This window comes from Paraglaciecola mesophila (genome assembly GCF_009906955.1).
Classification (GTDB): domain Bacteria; phylum Pseudomonadota; class Gammaproteobacteria; order Enterobacterales; family Alteromonadaceae; genus Paraglaciecola; species Paraglaciecola mesophila_A.
Window position 1 is genome coordinate 24,653 of the sequence record NZ_CP047656.1, and the last position, 23,753, is coordinate 48,405.

The following is a 23,753-nucleotide window of genomic DNA, read 5'->3' on the forward strand; positions in this document are numbered from 1 at the left end:
TCCAATTAGGCATAATGTGTATTAACTGCTTAGTAATACGTAATTAGCCATTCTTTCACTTTCAAAGGACCCCGAATGTACACAGCCGTAAAACATATTCATTTGACCTGTATTGCCCTAAGTGTGTTGTTATTTGTCTTACGCTTTATCTGGACCATGACTCAATCGAGTATGCTTGAGAAAAAGTGGGTGAAAATAACACCGCACATTGTTGATACCTTGCTGATTTTAAGTGCGGTTACCTTATGTGTGCTCATCAGCCAATACCCATTTGTTACCCCGTGGGTCACGGAAAAGTTGGTCGGTTTGTTTATGTACGTGTTTATGGTGGCGCTTGCCCTTAAAATGGCACGTACTAACTTTATGCGCGTAATTGGTTTTATCGGCGCATTAAGCTGGATCGCTTTCACTGCTTTGGTCGCTATTAGTAAGCAACCTATCTTATTTGTATAAACTTACTTATGTAAGCATGAGCTAGGTTTTAATAAGGACATGTTAGCTAATACCAATTCCATTAAATAATTGGCCTCTCAGAATTAATCCAGCGGGTTTTGAACAAGGCGTCGGTGTATAGTAATGGTTGTTCCCTTTCAAATACCGAGAACGCAGTGCAAAACCCGCTGGGGAATTCCCTACGGGCGAATTTTAAAAGGACTTACTCTGTGTTGCTCAAACTCGAAAGAGCACCACTATTACTTCATTTAAGCGCCTTGATTAAGTCCTTTTAAATTTTCGCTGAGTGGTTAATTATTTAATGGAATTGGTATAAAACGTACTTAGTTAACATGGTCCGCAAATTCAAACACCGAAAAATATACTCACATTTGATATCAAGAAAGTGCCGAGCTTTCCGATAAAATAAGTAGGTTTAGGAAAAGGTTATCTCTCGGTGCGCTCACTAGAACAAGCAATTCAAAGCAACCAACTCGTATGTGCCGGTTTATTAGCCAGTCGACACAGTATTGGAGTTGATACGGATATCTCAGACTGCTTACAGCAACTTGATCGTTGGGCGAAACAAGCGCAAATACAAGCACACATATCACAGCCAGATCATAGTGCGTTTTTACGTTTACTGACGTTCTTTTATCAAGAGTTAGCGTTTACTGGTGCCCACGACAGCGCAGATACCTGTCAACCGAACTTATTACATGAAGTGTTCGCATACAGAAATGGCACTCCGGTTACCCTAGCGGTGATTTTGAGTCATGTTGCTCAACGACTCGGTTTCAATGCCCGTTGTGTTAATTTTCCTGGGCACTTTTTAGTGCGTTGTGACCTTGTCTGTACAGCAGACAAAAAAGTGCCAGAGGCCTTCGTATTGTCGACTGAGCTTAATCTGGCGCAATACCACAAAGCGAGTGATACAAAGGACAAGGACACACACAGTGTGATGGTTGACCCCATTAACGGCCACCTTCTGAGTATTGACGCATTACACCAAATGTACTTTAGCGTGATTGAAGACATCGATAATGAACGCATGCCTAAAGAAGCGCTAGACCCCGCGAGTAACGACGAAGTCGTGGTGCATATGCTGCATCAAGTAAAATCAGCTCTGATTAATGCCAAGCGCTATGAGCACGCACTACGCAGTATCGATTTGTTGATCCACCTCTGTCCAAATAATCCCTATGAACGGCGAGACAGGGGGGTATTGCTACACGAATTAGAATGCCCGCAACTGGCGATAGTTGACTATCAATATTTTATCCGTCAATGCCCACAAGACCCGGCTGCTACCTTATTAGCTCAGCAGGTGAAACATATGGATATCACGCCGCCTGTCATGCATTAGTGCATCGAACTGATGCACTGATTCAATATCTCATACCAACTCCATTAAATAATTAACCACTCAGCGAAAATTTAAAAGGACTTAATCAAGGCGCTTAAACGAAGTAATAGTGGTGCTCTTTCGAGTTTGAGCAACACAGAGTAAGTCCTTTTAAAATTCGCCCGAAGGGAATTCCCCAGCGGGTTTTGCACTGCGTTCTCGGTATTTGAAAGGGAACAACCATTACTGCACACCGACGTCTTGTTCAAAACCCGCTGGATGAATTCTGAGAGGCCAATTATTTAATGGAATTGGTATCATTACGCCAACACGTCATAAATAGCCTGGGTTAATTGGCTCAATTCCTCAGTTCGGATGACATAGGGTGGCATTATATAAACAAGCTTGCCAAACGGGCGGATCCACACGCCTGCTGCCACAAATTTACGTTGTAACGCTGCAACATCAACCGCTGATTTGCATTCCACCACACCGATGGCCCCAAGCACCCGAACATCTGCAACCGCTTCCAGCTCGTGGCATCGACTTAACTCTGTCGTTAACTGTTGTTCGATATTAAACACTTGTTGCTGCCACTCACCGGTGGCAATAATATCTAAACTGGCATTGGCAATCGCACAGGCTAATGGATTCCCCATGTAAGTAGGGCCGTGCATAAACACGCCAGGGTCGCCTTGACAGATCCCCTGTGCCACATCCTCGGTGCAGATTGTCGCAGCAAGCGTGACATAACCACCTGTAAGGGCTTTACCCACACACATAATGTCTGGGCTAATATCTGCATGTTCACAAGCAAACAATTTACCTGTACGGCCAAAGCCGGTGGCAATTTCATCGCAAATAAGCAACAAACCATAGTCGTCACATAATTGACGTGCGCGCTTTAGATATTCAGGGTGATAGATACGCATGCCCCCAGCATTTTGCACGACAGGTTCTAGGACCAGTGCAGCTAACTCGTTGTGATGGCGCTGAATCAATTCTTCTAATGGCGCAATGTCATCTTCGTTCCAAGTTTGCGCAAAGCGTGTTTGTGGTGCAGGGGCAAAAATTTGCTGGGCGAGGGCGTCAGTAAACAAGGAATGCATACCATTTACGGGATCGCATACCGACATTGCTGCAAAAGTATCTCCATGGTAGCCATTGCGCGGAGTAATAAATTTGTGCTTGTTGGGGCTACCTTGACAGGCCCAATACTGCAGGGCCATCTTCATGGCGACTTCCACCGATACCGAGCCAGAATCGGCTAAGAAAACACGTTCTAAGCCACAAGGCGTCATCTCAATTAGTTTCCGGCAAACATCAATGGCGGGCTGATGGGTAAGGCCGCCAAACATAACGTGTGAGAAGTTATCGATTTGCACTTTCGCAGCTTGATTTAATTCAGGACGGTTGTAGCCGTGGATGGCAGTCCACCATGATGAGCATCCGTCAATGAGTGATTCACCTGTGGCTAAATGAATATATACACCTTGGGCGCCTGACACTTGGTAGCAAGGCAGTGGATCAAGTGCTGACGTATAGGGGTGCCAAATATGTTGTTGGTCGAAGGCGAGATTTGCCTGAATTGAATTGCTCAAAAAATACTCACTTGTAAAGTTTTTGTTTTAAATTAAGTTGACAATGCGTCAAGCGGACTTAGACTAAGCGCGAATTATTATGATGTAAAGGACCAAGTATGTCAGTCAGTGTCAATCAGCCTCTGAGCACCAGCGCCATCGAAATACGCCATAATTGGGCATTAGATGAAGTAAATGCATTGTTCGCCATGCCATTTAACGATTTATTATTTAAAGCGCAGTGCGTGCACAGAGCGCATTTCGACCCGAACTACGTACAAGTGAGCACCTTACTGTCGATTAAGACCGGTGCATGCCCAGAAGATTGTAAATACTGCCCACAAAGCGCCCGCTATGATACCGGCCTTGAAAAAGAGCGCTTAATGGAAATTGAAAAGGTCATTCAGCGCGCGCGTGAAGCAAAAGCGGCCGGCTCTACGCGTTTTTGCATGGGTGCCGCTTGGCGTAACCCGAAAGAACGCGACATGCCTTACGTTACCGACATGGTGCGTGAAGTGAAAAAACTGGGTTTAGAAACCTGTATGACGTTAGGCATGCTGACGCGCGACCAAGCAATCGCATTAAAACAGGCTGGTCTTGATTATTACAATCATAACTTGGATACCTCGCCTGAGTTTTATGGTGACATTATCACCACGCGCACGTATCAAGACCGATTGAATACCTTGGATGCCGTGCGCGAAGCAGGAATGAATGTCTGCTCTGGGGGCATAGTCGGTATGGGGGAAACAGGTTCAGATCGTAGCGGTTTATTGATGCAGCTCGCTAATTTAGCGCATCATCCAGAAAGCGTACCCATTAATATGTTAGTGAAGGTTAAGGGTACACCTATGGAAAATGTTGAAGATTTAGATTATTTTGAGTTTATTCGTACCATTGCGGTGGCGCGTATTATGATGCCAAAGTCTTTTGTACGTTTATCTGCGGGGCGGGAAGCCATGAACGAACAGATGCAAGCCATGTGCTTTATGGCCGGTGCAAACTCAATTTTTTACGGTTGTAAGCTACTGACTACATCAAACCCTGATACGCATGAAGATGTAATGTTATTCAAGAAACTAGGCATAAACGCGAAGCAAACCCGTGAATACTCAGATGAAGCCCATCAAGCAGCTTTACTAGAAGAGATTCAAAGCGCTGAGGCTCCTCATAGCGCTGAGTTGTTTTACGATGCGACTCAGAAAAAGCCTGAGACAGTAGCCGGTTAATGGCGTTTGACTATATTCAGGCCGCGCTTGCTGCGCGGCGCAAAAACACATTGTTTAGGCAGGTCACAACGTTGGACTCTGCTGTCGGCGCGTTAATTGAAATAGACGGCCAGCACTATTTAAACTTTTCAAGTAACGATTACCTTGGTATGCGCCAATCAAGCGCGGTGATGCAAGGCTGGATAGACGGCATAGGTCAGTTTGGCGGCGGCAGTGGTGCCTCACCTTTGGTCACTGGGCATACTCAAGCGCACCAAGCACTGCAAGATAGCCTAGCACAAGGGCTAGAGCGCGAAGCTGTGTTGTTATTTAATTCTGGTTTTGCAGCAAATCAAGCTGTGTGTCAGGCCTTGTTTCAACCTCAACCTTCAATGCTAACCGGCATTAGAGACAGCTATATATTGGCCGATAAACTTATGCATGCCTCGTTGCTTGACGGAGCAATGAGCTGCGATGCGACCTTACGTCGTTTCGCTCATAATGATTGCACACATTTACACACCCAGTTGAGTAAAATCCGTGGCGCTGAATCACATTCTCAGGTACCAGGCGGCGATGTATTGGTGGTCACTGAAGGCGTGTTTAGTATGGACGGTGACCAAGCGCCACTTACTGATTTATCCGCGTTAAGCAAGCAGCATGATGCTTGGTTGATGGTGGACGATGCACATGGCTTTGGCGTTTTAGGCGACACCGGAATGGGGTCTCTGGAAAAGGCGGGCTTGAATGAGAAAGAGGCTCCCATATTAATGGCCACGTTTGGCAAAGCAGTAGGCACTGCGGGAGCATTCGTTGCTGGCAGCCAAGACTTAATTGACTACTTAACTAATTTTGCCAAGCATTATATATATAGTACGGCTATGCCACCTGCTCAGGCTGTTGCTACGTTGGCCAGTCTGCAAGCGATTCAGCAGAGTGATCAACGTGCGTTGTTGCAAGAGAATATTGAGCTCTTTCGCCAACTAGCCAAATCGGCAGGCTTACCGTTAAGCCCTTCAATAACCGCCATTCAACCGATAATAGTTGGTTGTCCAAAAGAGGTTATTGCCCTAAGTCATCGCCTACGCAAAATGGGCTTGTGGGTGAGTGCGATACGGTCGCCGACAGTACCCAAAGGCACAGACCGATTGCGAATTACCCTAAGCGCATCTCATCACAAACAAGATATTCAGGCCTTAGTTGATGGGCTGACGCTCGCATTGAGGGAGTTAGTCAGTGACAATTGACGTGGAGCGTTATGAAGAAACCGCATCAAACGTACCCATTATAAAACGTCTTGAACGCAGGAGTGCTTCGGTGACGGTTAGCAGCGAGCAACAGCTGAAATCCAGAATTGCAAAGCAGTTTAGCCGCGCGGCAACGCGTTACGATTCGGCTGCACAAGTCCAGATTGATATTGCCAATGATGCACTGGCGATGTTGGTTAATAAGGATTATCACAGTGTGGCTAAACGACCTGAGCAAATACTCGATATCGGGTGCGGGACAGGGCGTGTGACTCGCCAATTAGCAAATATGAACACCCTACAAACGCCCCATATTTTGGCTATGGATATCGCCTTTGGTATGCTGGAACATGCTAAAAAACAAGTAGTGAACACAACTAAGTTTAATAATATCAGTTGGTTACAAGGGGACGCCGAGCATTTACCCCTAAGCAACAATAAAGCAGGTGCGGTGTTTTCTTCAATGGCGCTGCAGTGGTGTAAAAATAGTCGTCAAGTGTGCAGTGAGATTTATCGTGTGTTAGCCCCAGGGGCAGGTGGTGTGCTGGCGATCATGTGTAAAGGGTCAATGTACGAACTAGATACTTGCTGGCAGCAGGTAGATAGCACACGTAAAATTAATCAATTTACTTCTGCTGAAACCTGGGCGAGTGATGCTAAAGCGGCTGGATTGCAGGTCAAGGTACAGCAAAGAAATTACGTGACTCTGCATGCAGATGTTCGAGCGTTACTCGGTTCTTTAAAACAAATTGGTGCTAATGTTATCACCAGCAATAAACAGCAAAAGGCTATCAGTCGTCATATCCTTCATGCTCTCGGTGAGTGTTATCAACAAGCATTTGGCAGTGCTGAAGGTTTACCCTTGACCTATAGCGTTTGTTTTTTAACGCTTAGCAAGCCTATCAACTAGGGCTTTTTGACCTTTAGCCCATACTTAAATCAATTCAATATTCGAATTACCATTCTATGAATCAAAGTAAAATTGTAAGGAAAGCGCATGTCGTTACTTGATACTCATCAATCACAGGTTAAGCAGGCTTTTTTCGTCACAGGAACAGACACTGAAGTGGGCAAAACCTTTGTTAGTTGTGCACTGTTAGCGGCATGTGCCGATGCGGGCCTCTCCACAGCTGCATACAAACCGGTCTCGGCGGGTTGCGATCTAACCCCTAATGGACTTAGAAATGAAGATGCATTGTTATTACAACAGGCAAGCAATATAGCGCTTGCTTATAATGAAGTGAATCCTATTGCTTTTGAAGAGCCAATCGCACCGCACCTTGCGTGTGCGAAGCTTGTTGCCATGGACAAAGGAAAACCGATAGAACTTAGCGCTATCCATAAGGGATTTAACGCTTTAGTCGCCAAGCAAGCCGATGTGCTTTTGGTTGAAGGGGCTGGTGGCTGGCGCTTACCTTTGGGGCAAAATAACAATGGCCAAGAACAGTTTTTGTCAGACTTTGCTATCGCAGAAAACCTGCCGGTGATTTTGGTGGTAGGCATGCGTTTAGGCTGTGTTAACCATGCACTATTAACCGCTCAAGCAATAGCTCGAGACGGATTGAAAATCGCAGGATGGGTGGCGAATATGCTCGAACCTGATATGCCGTTTTTAGAAGAAAACATCCAAAGTCTTCAACAATTACTCACTGCGCCATTGCTTGCTCGCCTACCCAAAGCACATTCCCCAGAGAGTGTAAAAGCCAGTTTTAAGCTGCATCAGCTTGGACTTACGATGTGATTTTATCTTAAGGCGGATGTAATTCTATTTTAAGACAGGTATAAATATGGGCCGCTAAACATGCTTAGCGTGTTAATGGCGACCTTGTTTTTTCATTGCACAAGAGTAATTGGTAATACACTTTGCTAATGTACTTTGATGTCATGCTCATCAGTGGTTTTAGATAACATTCACCGCTTTGACCCTGCGCAAACCAAACAGTATTTCTATTAATCGACTAATAATTGCATCCGAATAGGAACCATAGGCGTTAACTAGGTTAAGGCATGCATGTTTTCTCATGCATGATATGAGTTTTTGAACCTTGTGTTCTGAAATATAAAAACACACACGCAAAAAATGGAATGAATATGGATATATTTTTTAAGTCGGCAATCGCGACCACGTTAACTGCTTGTTTACTAACAAATATAGATATTGCTCGTGCTAATGACGAGCTTGAACAAATCACGGTTAAGGGGCGCTCAACGAATCTAATAGGATCGGCTATTTCCGCCTCAGAGGGGGTTGTCGGACAAGAGGAAATTAACCTAAGGCCACTGCTACGCACTGGTGAACTAATGGAGTTAGTGCCGGGCATGGTTGCCACTCAGCACAGTGGTAGCGGCAAAGCGAATCAGTATTTCCTGCGTGGTTTTAATCTTGATCACGGCACTGACTTTGCGACTTTTGTGGATGGCATGCCAGTGAATATGCGTACCCATGGTCACGGCCAGGGATACACAGATTTGAACTTCATTATTCCTGAGCTCGTAGAAACGTTGGCTTATAAAAAAGGCCCTTATTTCACCGAAGTAGGAGACTTTTCAGGCGCAGGCAGCGCATTTTTCAGCACGCCAAATATCTTAGAAACTGGTATGGCTAGTTTAACCTTAGGGGAAAATGAATATACGCGCCTTTTAGTGGCTGATAGTGTTCAAAAGGTTGCAAACGGCAGTTTGTTGTACGCAGTAGAAAAGCAAGTGTATCAAGGTCCATGGCAGGATATTGATGAAGACGTAAGTAAAATAAACGGTTTAATTAAGCACTCACAAAAGCTCAATGAGGGCATACTGTCGGTTACGTTTATGGCTTATGACAACAGCTGGAATAGCGCTGACCAAATACCGCAGCGTGCGGTTAATAGCGGGATTATTGATGAACTTGGCTCGATTGATACATCTCTTGGCGGGGATTCGAGTCGCTATAGTGCAAGTACCGCCTGGGATTCAGCGCACGCGTCGCTTACGGCGTATTTTATTGAATATGATCTCAACCTGTTTTCTAACTTTACCTACTTTCTGGATGATCCTATCAATGGTGATCAGTTTGAACAGGTAGATGAACGTAAAGTGTATGGCGCCCAGGGGCACTATCATTTCGACCATAAGCAGTCTCGCACTACGGTAGGTTTTGAAACCCGAATAGATGATATTCAAGAAGTGGGGTTGTATAAAACCACCGAGCGGGTCAGGCGAGGAGCGGTTAGAAGTGATGAGGTAACACAAAGCAGTGCCGCATTATATGTGCGTAACACCTTCGATATTACCCCTAAGCTGCGCACGAATATCGGTATTCGCTACGACTATTTTCATTTTGACGTAAACAGTTTAATTAACCGCAATATCAATGCTATTGATTTGAGCGATAACACGGGTACTCATCATGATGGGTTGGTTTCTGTTAAAGGCAGTATTACTTATCAAATTAATGATCTGTTTGAAGTGTACATGGCCGCAGGGCAGGGGTTTCATTCCAATGACGCCAGAGGAACCACAACAACAGTTGACCCAAACAGTGGTGAAAGTGTCACCCCAGTAGATGCATTAGTACGCTCAAACGGTGCAGAGCTTGGTTTACGCGTCGATTTAGACGACAGGTTAAATGCATCGTTTTCAGTATGGCAATTATCACTGGACAGCGAATTGCTCTTTGTTGGCGATGCAGGTAATACCGAGGCGAGCCGGCCTAGTAAACGCCAAGGTCTGGAGTTGACGGCATATTATCGAATGACAGATAACCTCTCCTTTGACCTAGAGTATTCTATGACCGACTCTGAATTCTCAGATCCCCGACCCGAGGGAGCGCATATACCTGGGGCGATCGACCAAGTACTACAAATGGGTGTCAGTGCGTCTTTTAGTGACACTGGCTACGGCAGCATCCGTGCTCGGCATTTTGGCGAGCGTCCTTTGATTGAAGATAATAGTGTGCAATCTGACGCCTCTACCGTAATTAATGCTTTGCTTGGTAAACGTTGGGGGGCGTACGAATTAAAACTGGAAGTGCTTAATGTGTTTGATAGTGATGCCCACGACATAGATTACTTCTATGCATCGCGATTGCCTGGTGAAGCAAGCCAAGGAGTAGAAGACATTCATTATCACATCATAGAGCCACGCACGTATAGAGTGACGGTCGGCTTTCGTTTTTAACACGGTATCGTTTTAATACTATATCGTTTTAACATTGATGTTGATTGTAGTGGTGGTTGAAACGGCTGTTAAATTGAAGGGGAGATGGAATTGGTATAAGAGTGAGCTGTCTCGCGGCTTTATTTACTATTTGATATAAGGTTTGGTTTAGGCCTGATTAAGCGGCTTCTTTTAAAGTGAGCCCTAGAAACTAAAAATATAATAGCCGCAGGGATAACATATCTGCGGCTAAACACAGCGCCGGTTACTTGGCTTTTTTAAGCTGTTTTTTTAACTTTTTCACTTTACCTTCTTGCTTAGCAATTTTAGCTTTGCGGTTCTTAATTTCTTTTTTTAATGCTTTAGCATTTGATTTTGCCATGTAAATATTCCTTTCAAATTAGTAACAAAATGTCATGTGAGCGGCCGCTATTCTTCTGTTGAAGGGCGGTTATGCTCATTCACGAACTGACGGATAAACCGGCGTACTTCTCGGGCTGCACTGGTATCAAGTTCTTCGCATAAGTCTACAAACTCAGCACGTTCTTGATCATTAATGCGGACAATTAACTGACTATTTTTCTTCTTTGCTTTTTTAGCACTCAAAGGATTGCCCAACCGAATCTTGATTTATCAGGACTTACTGTATATCAAATGCCTATCTAATGTATATACATTATTAGGTTTTTATATTGTTAAATTTATACATGTAAGCAAATAGCGATTATTTTCAATAAAATTTTGAAAATGTTTCGCTTAAACAACACTTTTTCTATTCGTTATCTGATTTACAATGTCGCCGTTAATTTCAAACGAACTTGTTAATTGGAGAGTGTGATGAAAGCCATTGGTTATACACAGCCGAGTGAAACAGTTGCTTCTGATTCTTTACGAGAATATGAGGTCGATATACCTGTCGTGACCGCCAGAGATTTATTGGTTGAAGTCAAAGCCGTATCGGTAAACCCAGTGGATACAAAGCTGCGCGGCAGAATAAACCCCGCGCCGAATATGAAAATACTTGGCTATGATGCGGTTGGGGTTGTAAAAGCGGTAGGGGAAGAGGTGAGCCTGTTTAAGGTTGGTGATCGCGTATTTTATGCGGGAGATATGACACGCCAAGGGAGTAATGCGGAATATCAATTGGTTGATGAGCGTATTGCTGGCTTTGCTCCCCAATCTATATCGGACGCGCAAGCAGCTGCTTTGCCCTTAACGGCGGTAACGGCCTGGGAGTTGCTGTTTGATCGTTTGCAACTTAAAAATGACAGCACACAGAGCTTATTAGTTATTGGTGCGGCGGGGGGCGTAGGTTCCATTTTATTGCAACTCGCTAAGCAACTGACCAATGTCACTATTATCGCGACAGCCTCACGGGATAAAAGTGCCGATTGGGTACGTAAACTAGGAGCTGATCATGTGATAAATCATCATAAACCCATGGCACAGCAATTGAGTGCGCTTGGTTTTGCTAGTGTTGATAATATTGTCAGTTTAACCAATACCGATCAGCACTTTGAGCAAATCGTTGACTGCATTACCCCTCAAGGGAAGTTTGCGTTAATTGACGACCCAGCTTCACTAAATGTGGTGGCATTAAAACGTAAAAGCGTGTCGTTGCATTGGGAGTTTATGTTTACCCGCTCACTGTTTACGACAACGGATATGCAAACACAGCATGACATATTGAATCAGGTATCTGCGCTAATAGATAATGGTACTTTGGTTACGACCGTCGGAGAAGAGTTAGGAAAAATTAGCGTAGCCAATTTACTTAAAGCCCATGAAATGCTGGAGGCTCAAACGGCAGTGGGGAAACTGGTTTTAAGCGGCTTCTAATGTATATGGCGGTTTCTGCTTGGGCTTGGGTCAAAGTGAAATGGGTTTACTGTTTTACCGGTCAGTACCGCCAACAGAGTAAAATTCATGCTCTGCAATATTCACTCTTAAAAAAAGAACAGAGAAATTATATGATGTTAATGGTTAATTCATTCATTGAATTACGCTTTAAAAAACCAGCACTTACTATACTAGGCGCTGCGTTTTTATCTTCAGGTATTGCCTTGGCGCATGCGCAACCAGTAACGAAAACTCATGCTCAGCAAGAGATAAGTCACGAGCTTGAAACATACGCAACCTTCGACGAGACGACGCCGCCTGGGAATATTGCGATTGGCTCCGATGGACGTAAGTTTCTTAGTGTGCACGGTTTTTACGGTCAATCGACAAAAGTAGTAGAGTTGTTTAATGACGGAACAGTGAAACCCTACCCAAATGAAGAGTGGGCGACCAAACCGGATGAAAATAAGCTAGGGCTATATGATGTGCTGGGGTTGAATGTAGATCAAAACGGCGTCTTGTGGATGCTTGATACCTCAGCAGAAGACCACGCCGGGCGCATTGTAGGTTGGAATACTCGTTCAGAATCGTTAGAAAAAATCATTTATATTGCCAAGCCTATGATCACCCCTGGGTCGTTTCTGAATGATTTAGCGGTTGATGCAAAGCATGGAAAAATCTATATCGCAGACACAGCGTCAAACGAGCAGGCTGCAATCATCATCGCTGATATTAAAACAGGCCAAGTGCGGCGTGTGCTAGAGGGCAGTGAATACACGCAAGCCGAAGATATCGATATGACGATCGAAGGCAGGGTCATTACGCTTGGTGGACAACCAGCTCGTTTGGGGATAAACCCGATTACGATCGACCCAGAGTCGAACTGGTTATACTTCGGTTCGATGTCAGGCACATCCATTTATCGGATAAAAACCGCTGACTTAATTGATACCAGGTTAGATACATCAGCGCTTGAAAGCAAAATAGAGCGGTACGGCGATAAATCGATTTCTGATGGAATTACCATAGATGGTGGCGGAAACGTATACGTGACATCAGTGACGAAAGGGGCGATTGAAGTGACCAACCCTTCAGGGAAAAGCCGCACCTTGTATAAAGATCAACGTATCATATGGCCTGATGGATTTGCTTATGGCCCCGACGATTATATTTATTTTACCGTAAACGAACTGTATCGCTCTCCCGTGTTAAATGGCGGTGATAATGCCAGTCAGGGAGAATTTAAAGTGATGCGCTTCCCAGCATTGAGCAAAGGAAAACCAGGGCGATAGTCGTCAGCTTTCTTAATCGTTTTGAACGAATTGTAAGGTATTCGCTCTGAGTACAGTACGTCGACGCGTTTTGAATTGGCGCGTTGTATTTTTCGCGTCCAACAAAAGGCGCAACAAAAAAGGAGAGACAATGCCCACTCTTAAAGAGCAAACTGAGGCACAAATAGCGAAATCACGTCAAGCCAAACCTGAGTTTATGCAATCAATGGATGAACTTATGGCAAAAGCCCATGAGTTTGAACAAGGTCGCGATGCGGTGAAAGTCGGCCAGCAAGCACCTGCGTTCACCTTGCCAAGTGCGCAAGGTCAGCAGGTATCGTTAACCGAATTATGTGCTAAAGGGCCAGTGGTCGTTACTTTTTATCGTGGCGATTGGTGCCCCTACTGTAATCTGCAATTACGTGCTTTGCAGTCAGTGTTAGATGACATTCACGGTGTGGGAGCGGAGCTAGTGGCGATAAGTCCACAAGTGCCTGATGATAGCTTGAGTGAAAGCGAAATAAGCCAATTAGCGTTTACCGTGTTATCAGATCAGGATGCGCGAGTGGCGGCATCTTACGGCGTAGCGTGGGAAGTGCCAGAGCTTATTTTGCAACATATGCGCAAAGATCGCGGTTTAGATTTGGCCAACATTAATAATGGCAATGGAAGTGTGTTGCCTATCCCTGCAACCTTTGTGTTGAACGCAAAGGGCGAGGTTATTTGGCGATTCGTTGATGTGGACTACCGTACCCGTGCTGAACCAGCGGACATCATTACTGCCTTAAAAGCCGAACAAGACAAATAATGGCACTTATTTCGCCCTTATTTCGCTTTGTTTAACGGGCTATCGTTTTCAGCGGGTAAACGATAGCGAAGGGTCTGCCAATAACGCCTTTGCAAAAAAGGGATAGGGCGTCATCAGCGTGCTTCCCTTAAATTAAAGTCCGTGAAAGACAGCATTATTGAAATATTCAACCCATTGACCTTGTTCAGTTTTTCAATCACGCGGGCAAGGTTATATCACCAATCAACAGTGGTTTTATAAACAGTATTTTTGCTACACTTGGGCATCAATTTCCTAAGTGAAGTTAGCTATGTTGCATCTGGTGCAGTCAAATAAAATGGAAAGCCTTGCTGCCTATCTGATCGGTTGGTTAGGTGAGAGTAAAAGTTCACTGGAAAGCATCTTCTCCCCAGATGTGGTGTTAGTGCAAAGCCCAGGTATGGCCCAGTGGCTAAAAATAGAGATTGCTCAAGCGCTGGGTATTTCGGCTAATATCGAGTTTCCGCTCCCTTCTAGTTACATCTGGCAGTTGTATAAAAGCCACGTTAATGATTTACCCGAACAGTCAGCATTTACCAAAGATAATATGACATGGAAACTCATGAGCATTCTGCCTAGCATGAGTGACAAAGCAGAGTTTGCCAGCATTGCCCAATATCTTGATGAGCACCAACCATTAAAGCTTTATCAATTATGTCAAAAAATCGCCGATATTTACGATCAGTATTTGGTTTATCGTCCAGATTGGATCCTTGCATGGGAGAGAGGAGAAAACGCCTTAGATGACACTGATGTAGACGCTCAACCTTGGCAGCCTATCTTATGGCGGGCGTTGGTTGCATATGCAAAAGACTTAGCAGAGTCTCCTTACCATAGGGCGAACTTACATACGCGTTTATTGCAGGCACTTGAGCAGTCGCCCAGTGCCAATGAACCTAGTAAACCCTTATTTGTGTTTGGTTTGTCAGCGATGCCAGTGCAGCAATTGGAAATATTTTCAGCACTGGCAAAACACCGCGACGTGATCATATTCTGGTTTAACCCGAGCGCCCATTATTGGGGAGATATCGTTGATAACAAACACGTGCTGCAAGCCAAGTTACAACGTTTACTCGCCGAAGCAAACGAGGCTGAGCAAGGAGGGCTGCACGGCATGGATGATTACCTGCTGGTGGGCAACCCTCTGTTAGCGTCTTGGGGGAAGCAAGGGCGAGATTACCAAGACATGATCCTCGCACTAGAGGTAGAGCTACACGATGCCTTTATTGAGCAAGAGCCTGATAGCTTGCTCGAGCATCTACAGCATGAAGTATTAGCGTTAACCCATCGCGGGGCGATGGAGCCGTTGTCTGCACAAGAGCTGTTATCGAATGGCGAGCAATATCCGAAAATTCCAATCGATAATGATGATATGACACTACAAGTGCACGCCTGTCACTCGGCAGTGCGTGAACTTGAGGTATTACATGACCAGTTATTACACCTTTTCGCCCAACACCCTGAACTGCATCCTGGCGATGTGATTGTGATGATGCCCGATGTGGCAAGCTATGCGCCCATTATTGACGGCATTTTTGGTGGGACTGATAAAGGGCTTTCGATCCCGTACGCGATTTCAGATCGCAACGCACAACAGGAATCACCGTTACTGAATAGCTTTATTCAGCTAATGTCATTGCATCAAAGTCGTATCGGGTTGTCAGACGTGTTGGCTTTGTGTGAAGTGCCTGCGGTGCAACGTAAATTTGATATTTCACCAGAAGAGTTTGATTTACTCAGCATTTGGCTGGCAGAAGCCGGCGTGCGCTGGGGCTGGGATGGGCAAGATAAAACCCGATGGTCACTGCCAAATGAGCCGCAAAATACCTGGTTATTCGGTTTACAGCGTTTACTCGCCGGATACGCTATGGGGGGCCAAGGTATGTTTGAGAATGCCGATACGCAAATTGCCCCTTACGAGCAAATTGAAGGGCAACACGTGGTCGCATTAGGGAAGTTTTATATGTTTAGCCAAGCGCTAGGCAATGCATTGGCATTTTGTCAACGTCCAGACACTCTCAAAGCAAAAATTGATGATGCTTTGCAACTCATAGATGCACTGTATCTTCCCGACGATAATGACCAAACTTATATTTTGCAATTGCGCCAATCGTTGCAGCAAATGACCCTCCATGAGCATCAGTTTCAGGGTGATATTGTGCATGATGTCTTTTTGGCTGAGCTTGAGCAAAGTTTATCCAGTAAAGGAGTAGGGCAACGGTTTTTAGCTGGCTATGTTAATTTCTGTACCCTAATGCCGATGCGCAGTGTGCCCTTTAAAGTGGTGTGCTTGCTGGGGCTAAATGACGGGGATTACCCAAGGCAAGTTGTACCCGTAGGCTTTGACTTAATGCGCTTAGGCAAAGCGCGACGAGGAGATCGTTCACGAAGATTAGACGACAGATATTTATTTCTTGAGGCAATATTATCAGCACGTAAACGTTTGTATTTAAGTTTTCAGGGCTATAGTGCCAAAGATAACTCAGAGCGTAGCCCATCTATTTTGCTCAGCGAGTTACTTGAATACACAGAGCAAACCTTTTGCTTAGCGGGTGATGACGTACTGCCTGTTAAGGATTGCGCAGAAAATTTACTGCAACATTTGTATCACGAGCACGCCTTACAACCGTTTAACCCAGTGTATTTCACCCCAGACACAACGGGCATTGCCAATAGCTTTCAAACGCATTGGTTAGCCCTGGCTCAGCAGTTGAGTGAAGGGGCGTTTCAGGCTGACAAAGAGGTCGATTTTTGTTCCGAACCGCTTAGGATCTTACCTGAACACAGCCAAACATCGGCTGTGGAATTAGACGAGCTGTTGGCGTTTTTTAGTCATCCGGCCAAAGCGTTTTTCACCCAACGTTGGCAAACTCGATTAACCCGTATCTACGACGCGCAAAGTGATGACGAGCCATTTGAGTTAGATGCGCTCGCGCGCTATATACTCAATGAACGATTTGTGCTGGCCCAACAAGAGGATTGGACAACACGTCTACGGGCCGAAGGAAAGTTGCCCACGGGTAATATTGCCGATATTAGCTTGCAGCCAGTTTATAAGCAGTCACAAGCGTTACTCGATGCTATTGTCGAGCTCATCGGTGGCCCGCTAGACAAGGTGCCCGCGCAGCGCGTAGAGATAAACTTTACCTTGAATAATCTTCTGGCTATGTCAACCGATGGACCGAAAGTCAAAACCGAGGATGAGGTGCATGCCAGTGTGCAAAACCCAGGCTTATCAACAACGCAAAGCATGCAGATCACGGGCTGGGTAAACACACTCTACGGCGGCAATTTAGTACTTTGGCGAGCGGGGAAAGTTAAAGGAAACAACGTATTACACTTGTGGCTAACCTGGCTGGCCCTATGTGCCAACGGCAGTGTGGCCAAGCCCCAGCGCGCCTATTTTATCGGTGTCGATGACAAAGCGCCTTTTAGTATTGACGCTATTAGCATGGCAGAGGCGAAAACCCAATTAGCCGTGTTTATTCATTATTGGCGTTTGGGGCAACAACAGGTGCTTCATTTCTATCCTAAAACGGCCTTTGAATGGCTCAGTGTACAAGACGAAGCAAAAGCTTGGGTAAAAGCGCAGAATGCGTTTTATGGTAGTTATTTCGCCAAAGGTGAGGGCGATGAGCCGCATATTCGCCGAGTTTGCCCTGATTTACAACAGCATTTTAACGCGTTCAGCGAGGTGAGCCATGCTTTGTTCGGTCCCTTGCTTGACAGGTTAGGAGAGGCGTCATGATCCCGTTAAACACCAAGACCTTTCCACTGACCGGTGCCTCTCTTATCGAAGCCAGTGCAGGAACCGGAAAAACCTACACCATAGTCAACTTGTATTTACGTTTGCTGTTAGGGGATGAATGCACGCCTTTAAGTGTTGACAAAATCTTAGTGGTGACTTTCACCAACGCCGCCACAGCTGAGCTTAAACAGCGAATTCGTCAACGACTGCAACGGGCGTATTTTGATTTTTATGCGCACAAGAGTGAAGACGAATTTACCCAATATTTAATCGAACGTAGTGAAAATATTGAGCTTGATTGCCACCGCTTGCTATTGGCGATTAAACAAATGGACGACGCCTCAGTATTTACTATACATGGCTTTTGTCAACGAATGCTCAGCTTACATGCCTTTGAAAGCGGGGCAATGTATGAACAACGTTTGGTGCTTGATGAGTCTCAATGGTTGAAACTGGCGGTTGAGGATTACTGGCGCAGCCATATTGTTCAGTTACCGCGGCAAATATTGAACGAGCTACTGTGTATTTGGCAAAGCCCTCAGGCGTTACAATCTGCCTTACGTTCTTTGCTGTACCGTCACGTTACTCCTTTGCAAAAGGCAGATATACGCGCCAGCCATCAATGTGTTGATGACTATATTAGTGCCTTACAAGAAACCAAGCGCTGGTGGCTTGATAATAACGTGGCCGAGCAGATAATTGATGCCGATTTAAAAGCCAACACCAAGCTTGGAAAAGCAGATTATATTGGCAAAATGCAGGCGTTTTGTCTCAGCGACGATAGCCGTGCTGATTTTGATAAAGACCTATGGCAAGTGTTTAGCCCTGCGAAAGTGACCGGCGCCATGAAGAAAACTTCTAAGAGCTTAGCGCATCTAGATTTTAGCCGCTTTGAAACCTTGGGCTACTTACAACAGCAATGTCATGAACAACTTTTACTGGCCTACAGTTTGGATGCACTAGAGCATATCAGCCGAAACCTTGCTAATAATAAACAACGTTTGCAGTTGTTATCACCAGATGATTTGCTTAGCTGTTTGCATCGCGCATTGACGGCTCAAGCTCAATCAAGTGGTCAAGCAAGCCCGGAACCTCAAGCTGCAGCGCAGGAGTCTTTAGCAAGAGCAATACAAGAGAGTTATCCCGCGGCGCTGATTGACGAATTTCAAGATACAGACCCAATACAGTTTGATATTTTTCGTATTATTTATACGCAGCAATTTAGTGATATCACGCCATGTTGGGTCGCTATTGGCGATCCTAAACAAGCCATTTATGCGTTTCGCGGCGCAGATATTCATACCTATATTGCCGCTAAAGACTTGGTGGATGTTGAGCGCCAATTTACCCTAGGGACCAACTGGCGTTCACAGCCAAGTTTAGTGGAGGGGGTGAATACCTTATTTGCGCAAAGTGAGGCGGGGTTTTTGTTTAAAGACAGTATTCCGTTTCAAGCAGTGGCAAGTGTTGCGCAAGAAGCGGGTTTGCAGATCCTTGGGCAAAATCATAACAGCTTAGATGTGCACCACTTAACAAGTGAAAACACCCAGCCAATTGGCTGGGGAGAGGCCCAAGCTGCCATGGCACAACAATGTGCCTGGCGTATTGCGCAATTTATTCATCAAGGCGAAACGGGTGAAGCTAAGATAATGCAACGCGGCATTATGCCAGGGGACTGCTGCGTCTTGGTACGAGACAGAAATGAAGCTGACACCATTAAACAAGCCTTAGCTGAGCTTGGGGTAGACAGCATGTTTTTGGCGCGTAAAAGTGTATTTGCCAGTCAAACGGCAGTCGATTTGTATGCCATAGTGCAAGCGTTAGCCAATCCCAGTAATGACCGATATTTACGGGCGGCGATCGCCAGCGAATTATTTTGTTATGACGCCGCCGCCCTAGACGCCTTATTCAGCGAAGAATGGCAATGGCAAAAATTAGTTGAGCAATTCGCCTACTGGCATCAGTTATGGCAACGCCATGGGTTGATGATGGCGCTAAATATTTTAATGCGTCACTTCAGTATTGCCCAAAGACTGGTAGAGCGATATCAAGATGGCCAAAGGCGTTTAACGGATCTGCGCCATTTGGTAGAACTGTTGCAAGTACAAAGTCAGTTGATGTCTGGTGAAAGCCAGCTTTTACATTGGTTTCAAGCGCACTTAGCCGAGCCTGACAACGACAATGAAGGCCAACAAATTCGCTTGGAAACAGAACAAAATTTAGTGCAAATCATTACGCAGCACACCAGTAAAGGGTTGGAATATCCCTTGGTGTTTATCCCGTTTGCCAGCCGCTGCCGAGAAATGAAAGAAGCCATTTATCACAGTGATACAGATGGTTTGGTTATCGACTTTTTAGGTGCAGAAGAAAACCTTGCACTTGCTGATCATGAGCGCCTCGCAGAAGATATTCGCTTACTTTACGTAGCGCTAACGCGAGCAGTACATTATTGTTTTATAGGCTTGTGGAATAACAGCCACCCGCAACGTAAAAAAGAGTCTCAGTTAATGCAAACCGCCCTTGGGCGAATATTGTTTGACCAAGGTACATCCATAAATGATCAGGTGATTGCCCAGCGCTTAAACGATTTATCTCAGTCGATTGATTTGGGATATCAGGGGTTTAGGGCTGAAGAAGCCCAGCGCAATGTAACCGAGCTTAAGCAACTCTTGCTTACTAAAAGCACAAATGGCCTTGGAGTTAATGCACAGCAATCAGGCGTCGCTGGTAAAAATCCCACGGATGGCATAAAAGCGTCAGGTGATGAAAGTGAGAAAATACAACAAGGCAGTCACGTGGCGTTGCAAGCTGCTCAGTTGCCTAAGCCCGTTACGCGTCGTTGGCGTTTAACCAGTTATTCAGCCATTAGTAGTCAGCAGCATCACGAGTTTGTGGCACCAGGCCAAGACGAAGGCGTAGATAAGCTTGATTTGATTGCCAGTTTAGTGAGCCCAAAAAGTGACGTAAATGAGAATATTTCGCCTGTTGTAAGTCAAACCCAGAATGTGCCTACAGATGATCTAATAGAAAACAACAATAACAGCCTTTCGCTGATGTCAGATACAGACATGTCATTGCTTGGTGCTGATGACGAAGTGCTTATCGAACAAGAGGTACTAGATCAATTCACCTTTGTGAAAGGGGCGCAGGCCGGTTCATTTTTGCATGGGGTGCTGGAGTCAATTGATTTCACCAACCCGGTTAATTTACAGGATGTCATTGTCGAAAAGGGCACTTGGTATGGTATCGAAGAGAAATGGTTTGAAGCGGTTGAACTGTGGATCCTTGATGTGTTGCAAACTAAGTTGAGCAGCCAAATCGGAGATGATGATAGTCACCTTGATGCGCTGTGCTTAGGCATTTTGTCAAAGGACCAGGTATTGGTTGAGATGGAATTTTATTTGCCGTTAGTTGATGTAAAAGCACAGACATTTAATCACATTCTCAACCAGCATATTCCTCAGCGCCAGCATCATTATCAGTTTGAACAACTAAACGGCATGTTAAAAGGCTTTATTGATTTGACTCTGCAATACCAAGGCAAGTTTTATGTACTGGATTATAAATCGAATTATTTAGGGGCTGATTTTGCGGATTATCATGGCGAAGCGATGGCGAGTGCCATGCAAGAGCATGACTACTATTTGCAAGCCATTTTATATACGGTGGCGTTGCACCGTTGGTTGCAAAATAACAAATCAGATTATGCCTATGCCGAGCATATTGGCGGGGCTTTTTACACCTTCTTGCGAGGAATGCACAGTGAGAAACCTGGTAATGGCGTGTTTTATTTACTGCCCAAACAAGCTTTGATTGACGACTTAGATGCCTTGTTTGACGGGCGATATCAGCCTACATCACAAAGTACATCTTCAGGCACTAAACGTAGCGGCGATGACGCTCCTTCAGGGCAAGGACAACTGGACTTATGGTAACCGATTCAATGGTAAAGCAAACGGCCAACAATGATGATGCATCGAATACAAAACCTCTAGATGCTCAGTCATCTGACGTTACACAGGTGCCGACCACGACTAGTATTTTACAGAACTTATTGAAGATAGGCCGTATTCGTCCATTGGACCTAGCATTTGCTGAATTTGTAATGCTTCACGAACAAGGAAAACACGCTGTCGATGTGAACGGTATTCATGTGGTGGGGTTATTGGCAGCCTATTTGAGTAGCCGCCTTGGGGAGCAAGATAGCTGCCTTAATTTGAATAATACTTATCAGCCCTTTTTACCTTTTTACCGATTCGAGCCTATTGACCGGCTACTGACTATGTTAAGCGCATCGACCTGTGTTGCTGTGGTTGATGAGCGATACACAGGGGAGGCGGAGAATGCCAGTACTGTTAATAAGAGCACTGAAAAAAACGCTGTAAAAAATACGCTATCGACAAGCTGCGAGCCCGCGTTTTCGTCCCAAAGCAAGCCTCTTATTTTACAAGGCAATGCGTTTTATATGCAGCGCTACTGGCAATATGAAGTACAGCTGGCGAGTAAAATAAATAGCATGACGGGGCGGGCAACAACATTAGATGTTGCCCAAGGGCAAGCGTTATTAGCTCAGCTGTTTAATACGCATGAATCAAAAAACAGCTTGGCGAAAAACAGCTTGGCGAAAAACAGCGCACAAGATCAGCAAGCAGCGCCTATTGACTGGCAGCAAGTGGCAGTGTGCCTGGCGGCAAGTCAAAATGTTAGCGTTATAACGGGAGGCCCTGGTACAGGAAAAACCACAACAGTTATACGGCTAATGGCTTTATTACAGGGACTGGCAAGGCATGCACAGAAGAAACTGAAAATTAAACTTGCCGCACCGACCGGAAAAGCTGCAGCGCGTTTGAGTCAGTCTATTAGTGCGGCTATGGGTAAGCTGCCCACGGCATTACAAGCAGATTTACCCAGCCAGTGCAGCACAATACATAGGTTATTAGGCAGCATTGCGAACAGTCCTTATTTTCGTTTTAACGCTCATCATCCCCTACATTTAGATGTGTTGATCGTGGATGAAGGCTCCATGGTTGATTTACCCCTGATGAGCAAATTATTTGCGGCGTTGCCCGCCCATGCCAAAATCATTCTGCTGGGTGATAAAGATCAACTTGCCTCGGTAGAGGCGGGCAGTGTGCTGTCAGATATATGCGCTGCAGCGCTTAATTTCTCGCCTACTGTGTACGATCAGCCTCCCCCCTACAGTGATGAGGCATTGAGGGTAATTAAAGACTTGTGTCAAATTGATCTGCAGGTAAGTACACCAAATAAAGCACTGATTAGTAATAGTTTGGCCTTACTACACAAGAGTTACCGTTTCAGTGAAAAAAGCGGTATTGGTCGCTTAGCCCGCGCGATTAACAGCGGCAAATTAGCCCCATCAAAGACGTTATTCGCTGATGAACGCTACCCTGATGTCGTTTGGCAAACCAGCGATGAACCAAAAGCCTTAGTGGCTAAACTACTGCCAGATTATCAAACCTATTTTGAGCATGTAAAACACGTTTGTGCCCAAGGTACACTGCATAGCAAGGGGCTTGAGGTTTTCTCTTTGTTACAACAACAACAAGTCTTGTGCGCTCAAAAAGAGGCGAATTGGGGCGTACTGCAAGTCAACGCGCTGATTGAATCAGAACTCAGTAAAAAGGGCGCTATTGAACTAGGGCGTGATTTTTATCCTGGTCGCCCTGTGATGCTTAAGCAAAACGATCATAGTTTAGGGCTCTTTAATGGGGATATTGGCATCGTAATGCCCGATGCAGAAAACGACGAATTGATGAAAGTGTGGTTTGTCACAGAGCAAAATACCTTGCGAGGGGTGCTTCCGAGTCGCTTACCCCCTCATGACACAGTGTACGCGATGACAATTCATAAAAGCCAAGGCTCAGAGTTCGATCATGTTTATTTGTGTTTGCCCCGGGTCGAGACAGGGTCTCAAGCTCGATTACTCAGCCGTGAATTACTCTATACCGGCCTAACGCGGGCGAAAAAGTCCTTCACTCTGTACAGTGATGAGCAGGCGCTCTCTCTTAGTGTTGCAAGGCGCTGCCAGCGGGGCAGCGGTTTAGCCAGACGTTTATACCAGTTCCATTAAATATTCACTGAGTGATTAATGATTTATTGGCA

15 protein-coding genes are annotated in these 23,753 nt (G+C 45.3%); 13 read left to right on the forward strand and 2 right to left on the reverse strand.

Annotated features, from left to right (window positions below; translation table 11 throughout):
- The first annotated feature begins 75 nt into the window (after positions 1–75).
- Complete coding sequence (locus tag FX988_RS00140; RefSeq protein ID WP_160177778.1) at positions 76–453, forward strand: SirB2 family protein; 378 nt, start codon at positions 76–78, stop codon at positions 451–453.
- Between the two features lie 436 nt (positions 454–889).
- On the forward strand, positions 890–1,798 hold the full coding sequence (locus FX988_RS00145) for a SirB1 family protein (RefSeq protein ID WP_160177779.1): 909 nt from the start codon (positions 890–892) through the stop codon (positions 1,796–1,798).
- Positions 1,799–2,097: 299 nt separating this feature from the next.
- Here the strand turns inward: FX988_RS00145 and bioA are convergent, their stop codons facing one another.
- Positions 2,098–3,378, reverse strand: coding sequence for an adenosylmethionine--8-amino-7-oxononanoate transaminase (gene bioA, locus FX988_RS00150; protein WP_160177780.1), 1,281 nt, complete (start codon positions 3,376–3,378; stop codon positions 2,098–2,100).
- 98 nt (positions 3,379–3,476) lie between these two features.
- Between bioA and bioB the strand changes: the two genes are divergently transcribed.
- The 5 genes from bioB (at position 3,477) to FX988_RS00175 (ending at position 9,967) form a co-directional block, all read left to right on the forward strand.
- On the forward strand, positions 3,477–4,586 hold the full coding sequence (gene bioB / locus FX988_RS00155) for a biotin synthase BioB (RefSeq protein ID WP_160177781.1): 1,110 nt from the start codon (positions 3,477–3,479) through the stop codon (positions 4,584–4,586).
- Positions 4,586–5,812 (forward strand): 8-amino-7-oxononanoate synthase, encoded by a 1,227-nt coding sequence (gene bioF, locus FX988_RS00160; protein ID WP_160177782.1) that lies wholly within the window; start codon positions 4,586–4,588, stop codon positions 5,810–5,812. Before bioB ends, bioF begins: the two co-directional genes overlap by 1 nt.
- Complete coding sequence (bioC, locus tag FX988_RS00165; RefSeq protein ID WP_160177783.1) at positions 5,802–6,722, forward strand: malonyl-ACP O-methyltransferase BioC; 921 nt, start codon at positions 5,802–5,804, stop codon at positions 6,720–6,722. The genes bioF and bioC overlap by 11 nt, the downstream gene beginning before the upstream one ends.
- Before the next feature lie 87 nt (positions 6,723–6,809).
- Positions 6,810–7,553, forward strand: a complete 744-nt coding sequence (gene bioD, locus FX988_RS00170; protein WP_160177784.1) for a dethiobiotin synthase — start codon at positions 6,810–6,812, stop codon at positions 7,551–7,553.
- A 350-nt stretch (positions 7,554–7,903) separates the two neighbouring features.
- Entirely contained in the window at positions 7,904–9,967 is a 2,064-nt protein-coding gene (locus FX988_RS00175) for a TonB-dependent receptor (protein ID WP_160177785.1), read from the forward strand.
- A gap of 408 nt (positions 9,968–10,375) precedes the next feature.
- On the opposite strand, the gene FX988_RS21595 is transcribed toward FX988_RS00175, so the two are convergent.
- The gene (locus FX988_RS21595) at positions 10,376–10,552 is read right to left on the reverse strand and encodes a hypothetical protein (protein WP_201751616.1); all 177 of its coding nucleotides are present in this window, start codon (positions 10,550–10,552) and stop codon (positions 10,376–10,378) included.
- 231 nt (positions 10,553–10,783) lie between these two features.
- Here FX988_RS21595 and FX988_RS00180 point away from each other — a divergent pair, with 231 nt between their 5' ends.
- The 6 genes from FX988_RS00180 to recD all read left to right on the forward strand — a co-directional run bounded on the left by FX988_RS00180 (position 10,784) and on the right by recD (position 23,721).
- On the forward strand, positions 10,784–11,785 hold the full coding sequence (locus FX988_RS00180) for a zinc-binding alcohol dehydrogenase family protein (protein ID WP_160177786.1): 1,002 nt from the start codon (positions 10,784–10,786) through the stop codon (positions 11,783–11,785).
- Positions 11,786–11,916: 131 nt separating this feature from the next.
- On the forward strand, positions 11,917–13,077 hold the full coding sequence (locus tag FX988_RS00185) for an L-dopachrome tautomerase-related protein (RefSeq protein ID WP_201751617.1): 1,161 nt from the start codon (positions 11,917–11,919) through the stop codon (positions 13,075–13,077).
- A 130-nt stretch (positions 13,078–13,207) separates the two neighbouring features.
- Positions 13,208–13,864 (forward strand): peroxiredoxin-like family protein, encoded by a 657-nt coding sequence (locus FX988_RS00190; protein ID WP_160177787.1) that lies wholly within the window; start codon positions 13,208–13,210, stop codon positions 13,862–13,864.
- Positions 13,865–14,153: 289 nt separating this feature from the next.
- Positions 14,154–17,630 (forward strand): exodeoxyribonuclease V subunit gamma, encoded by a 3,477-nt coding sequence (recC, locus tag FX988_RS00195; protein ID WP_160177788.1) that lies wholly within the window; start codon positions 14,154–14,156, stop codon positions 17,628–17,630.
- Entirely contained in the window at positions 17,627–21,565 is a 3,939-nt protein-coding gene (locus FX988_RS00200; protein ID WP_160177789.1) for a UvrD-helicase domain-containing protein, read from the forward strand. Before recC ends, FX988_RS00200 begins: the two co-directional genes overlap by 4 nt.
- Complete coding sequence (gene recD / locus FX988_RS00205; protein ID WP_160177790.1) at positions 21,559–23,721, forward strand: exodeoxyribonuclease V subunit alpha; 2,163 nt, start codon at positions 21,559–21,561, stop codon at positions 23,719–23,721. The genes FX988_RS00200 and recD overlap by 7 nt, the downstream gene beginning before the upstream one ends.
- Positions 23,722–23,753 lie beyond the last annotated feature (32 nt).

What these genes read in the sequence shown, in the direction of transcription:
- FX988_RS00140 (WP_160177778.1), top strand. Translation starts at nt 76, where the DNA reads ATGTACACAGCCGTAAAACATATTCATTTGACCTGTATTGCCCTAAGT.
- bioB (WP_160177781.1), top strand. Translation starts at nt 3,477, where the DNA reads ATGTCAGTCAGTGTCAATCAGCCTCTGAGCACCAGCGCCATCGAAATA.
- bioF (WP_160177782.1), top strand. Translation starts at nt 4,586, where the DNA reads ATGGCGTTTGACTATATTCAGGCCGCGCTTGCTGCGCGGCGCAAAAAC.
- bioD (WP_160177784.1), top strand. Translation starts at nt 6,810, where the DNA reads ATGTCGTTACTTGATACTCATCAATCACAGGTTAAGCAGGCTTTTTTC.
- FX988_RS00175 (WP_160177785.1), top strand. Translation starts at nt 7,904, where the DNA reads ATGGATATATTTTTTAAGTCGGCAATCGCGACCACGTTAACTGCTTGT.
- FX988_RS00180 (WP_160177786.1), top strand. Translation starts at nt 10,784, where the DNA reads ATGAAAGCCATTGGTTATACACAGCCGAGTGAAACAGTTGCTTCTGAT.
- FX988_RS00185 (WP_201751617.1), top strand. Translation starts at nt 11,917, where the DNA reads ATGATGTTAATGGTTAATTCATTCATTGAATTACGCTTTAAAAAACCA.
- FX988_RS00190 (WP_160177787.1), top strand. Translation starts at nt 13,208, where the DNA reads ATGCCCACTCTTAAAGAGCAAACTGAGGCACAAATAGCGAAATCACGT.
- recC (WP_160177788.1), top strand. Translation starts at nt 14,154, where the DNA reads ATGTTGCATCTGGTGCAGTCAAATAAAATGGAAAGCCTTGCTGCCTAT.
- FX988_RS00200 (WP_160177789.1), top strand. Translation starts at nt 17,627, where the DNA reads ATGATCCCGTTAAACACCAAGACCTTTCCACTGACCGGTGCCTCTCTT.
- recD (WP_160177790.1), top strand. Translation starts at nt 21,559, where the DNA reads ATGGTAACCGATTCAATGGTAAAGCAAACGGCCAACAATGATGATGCA.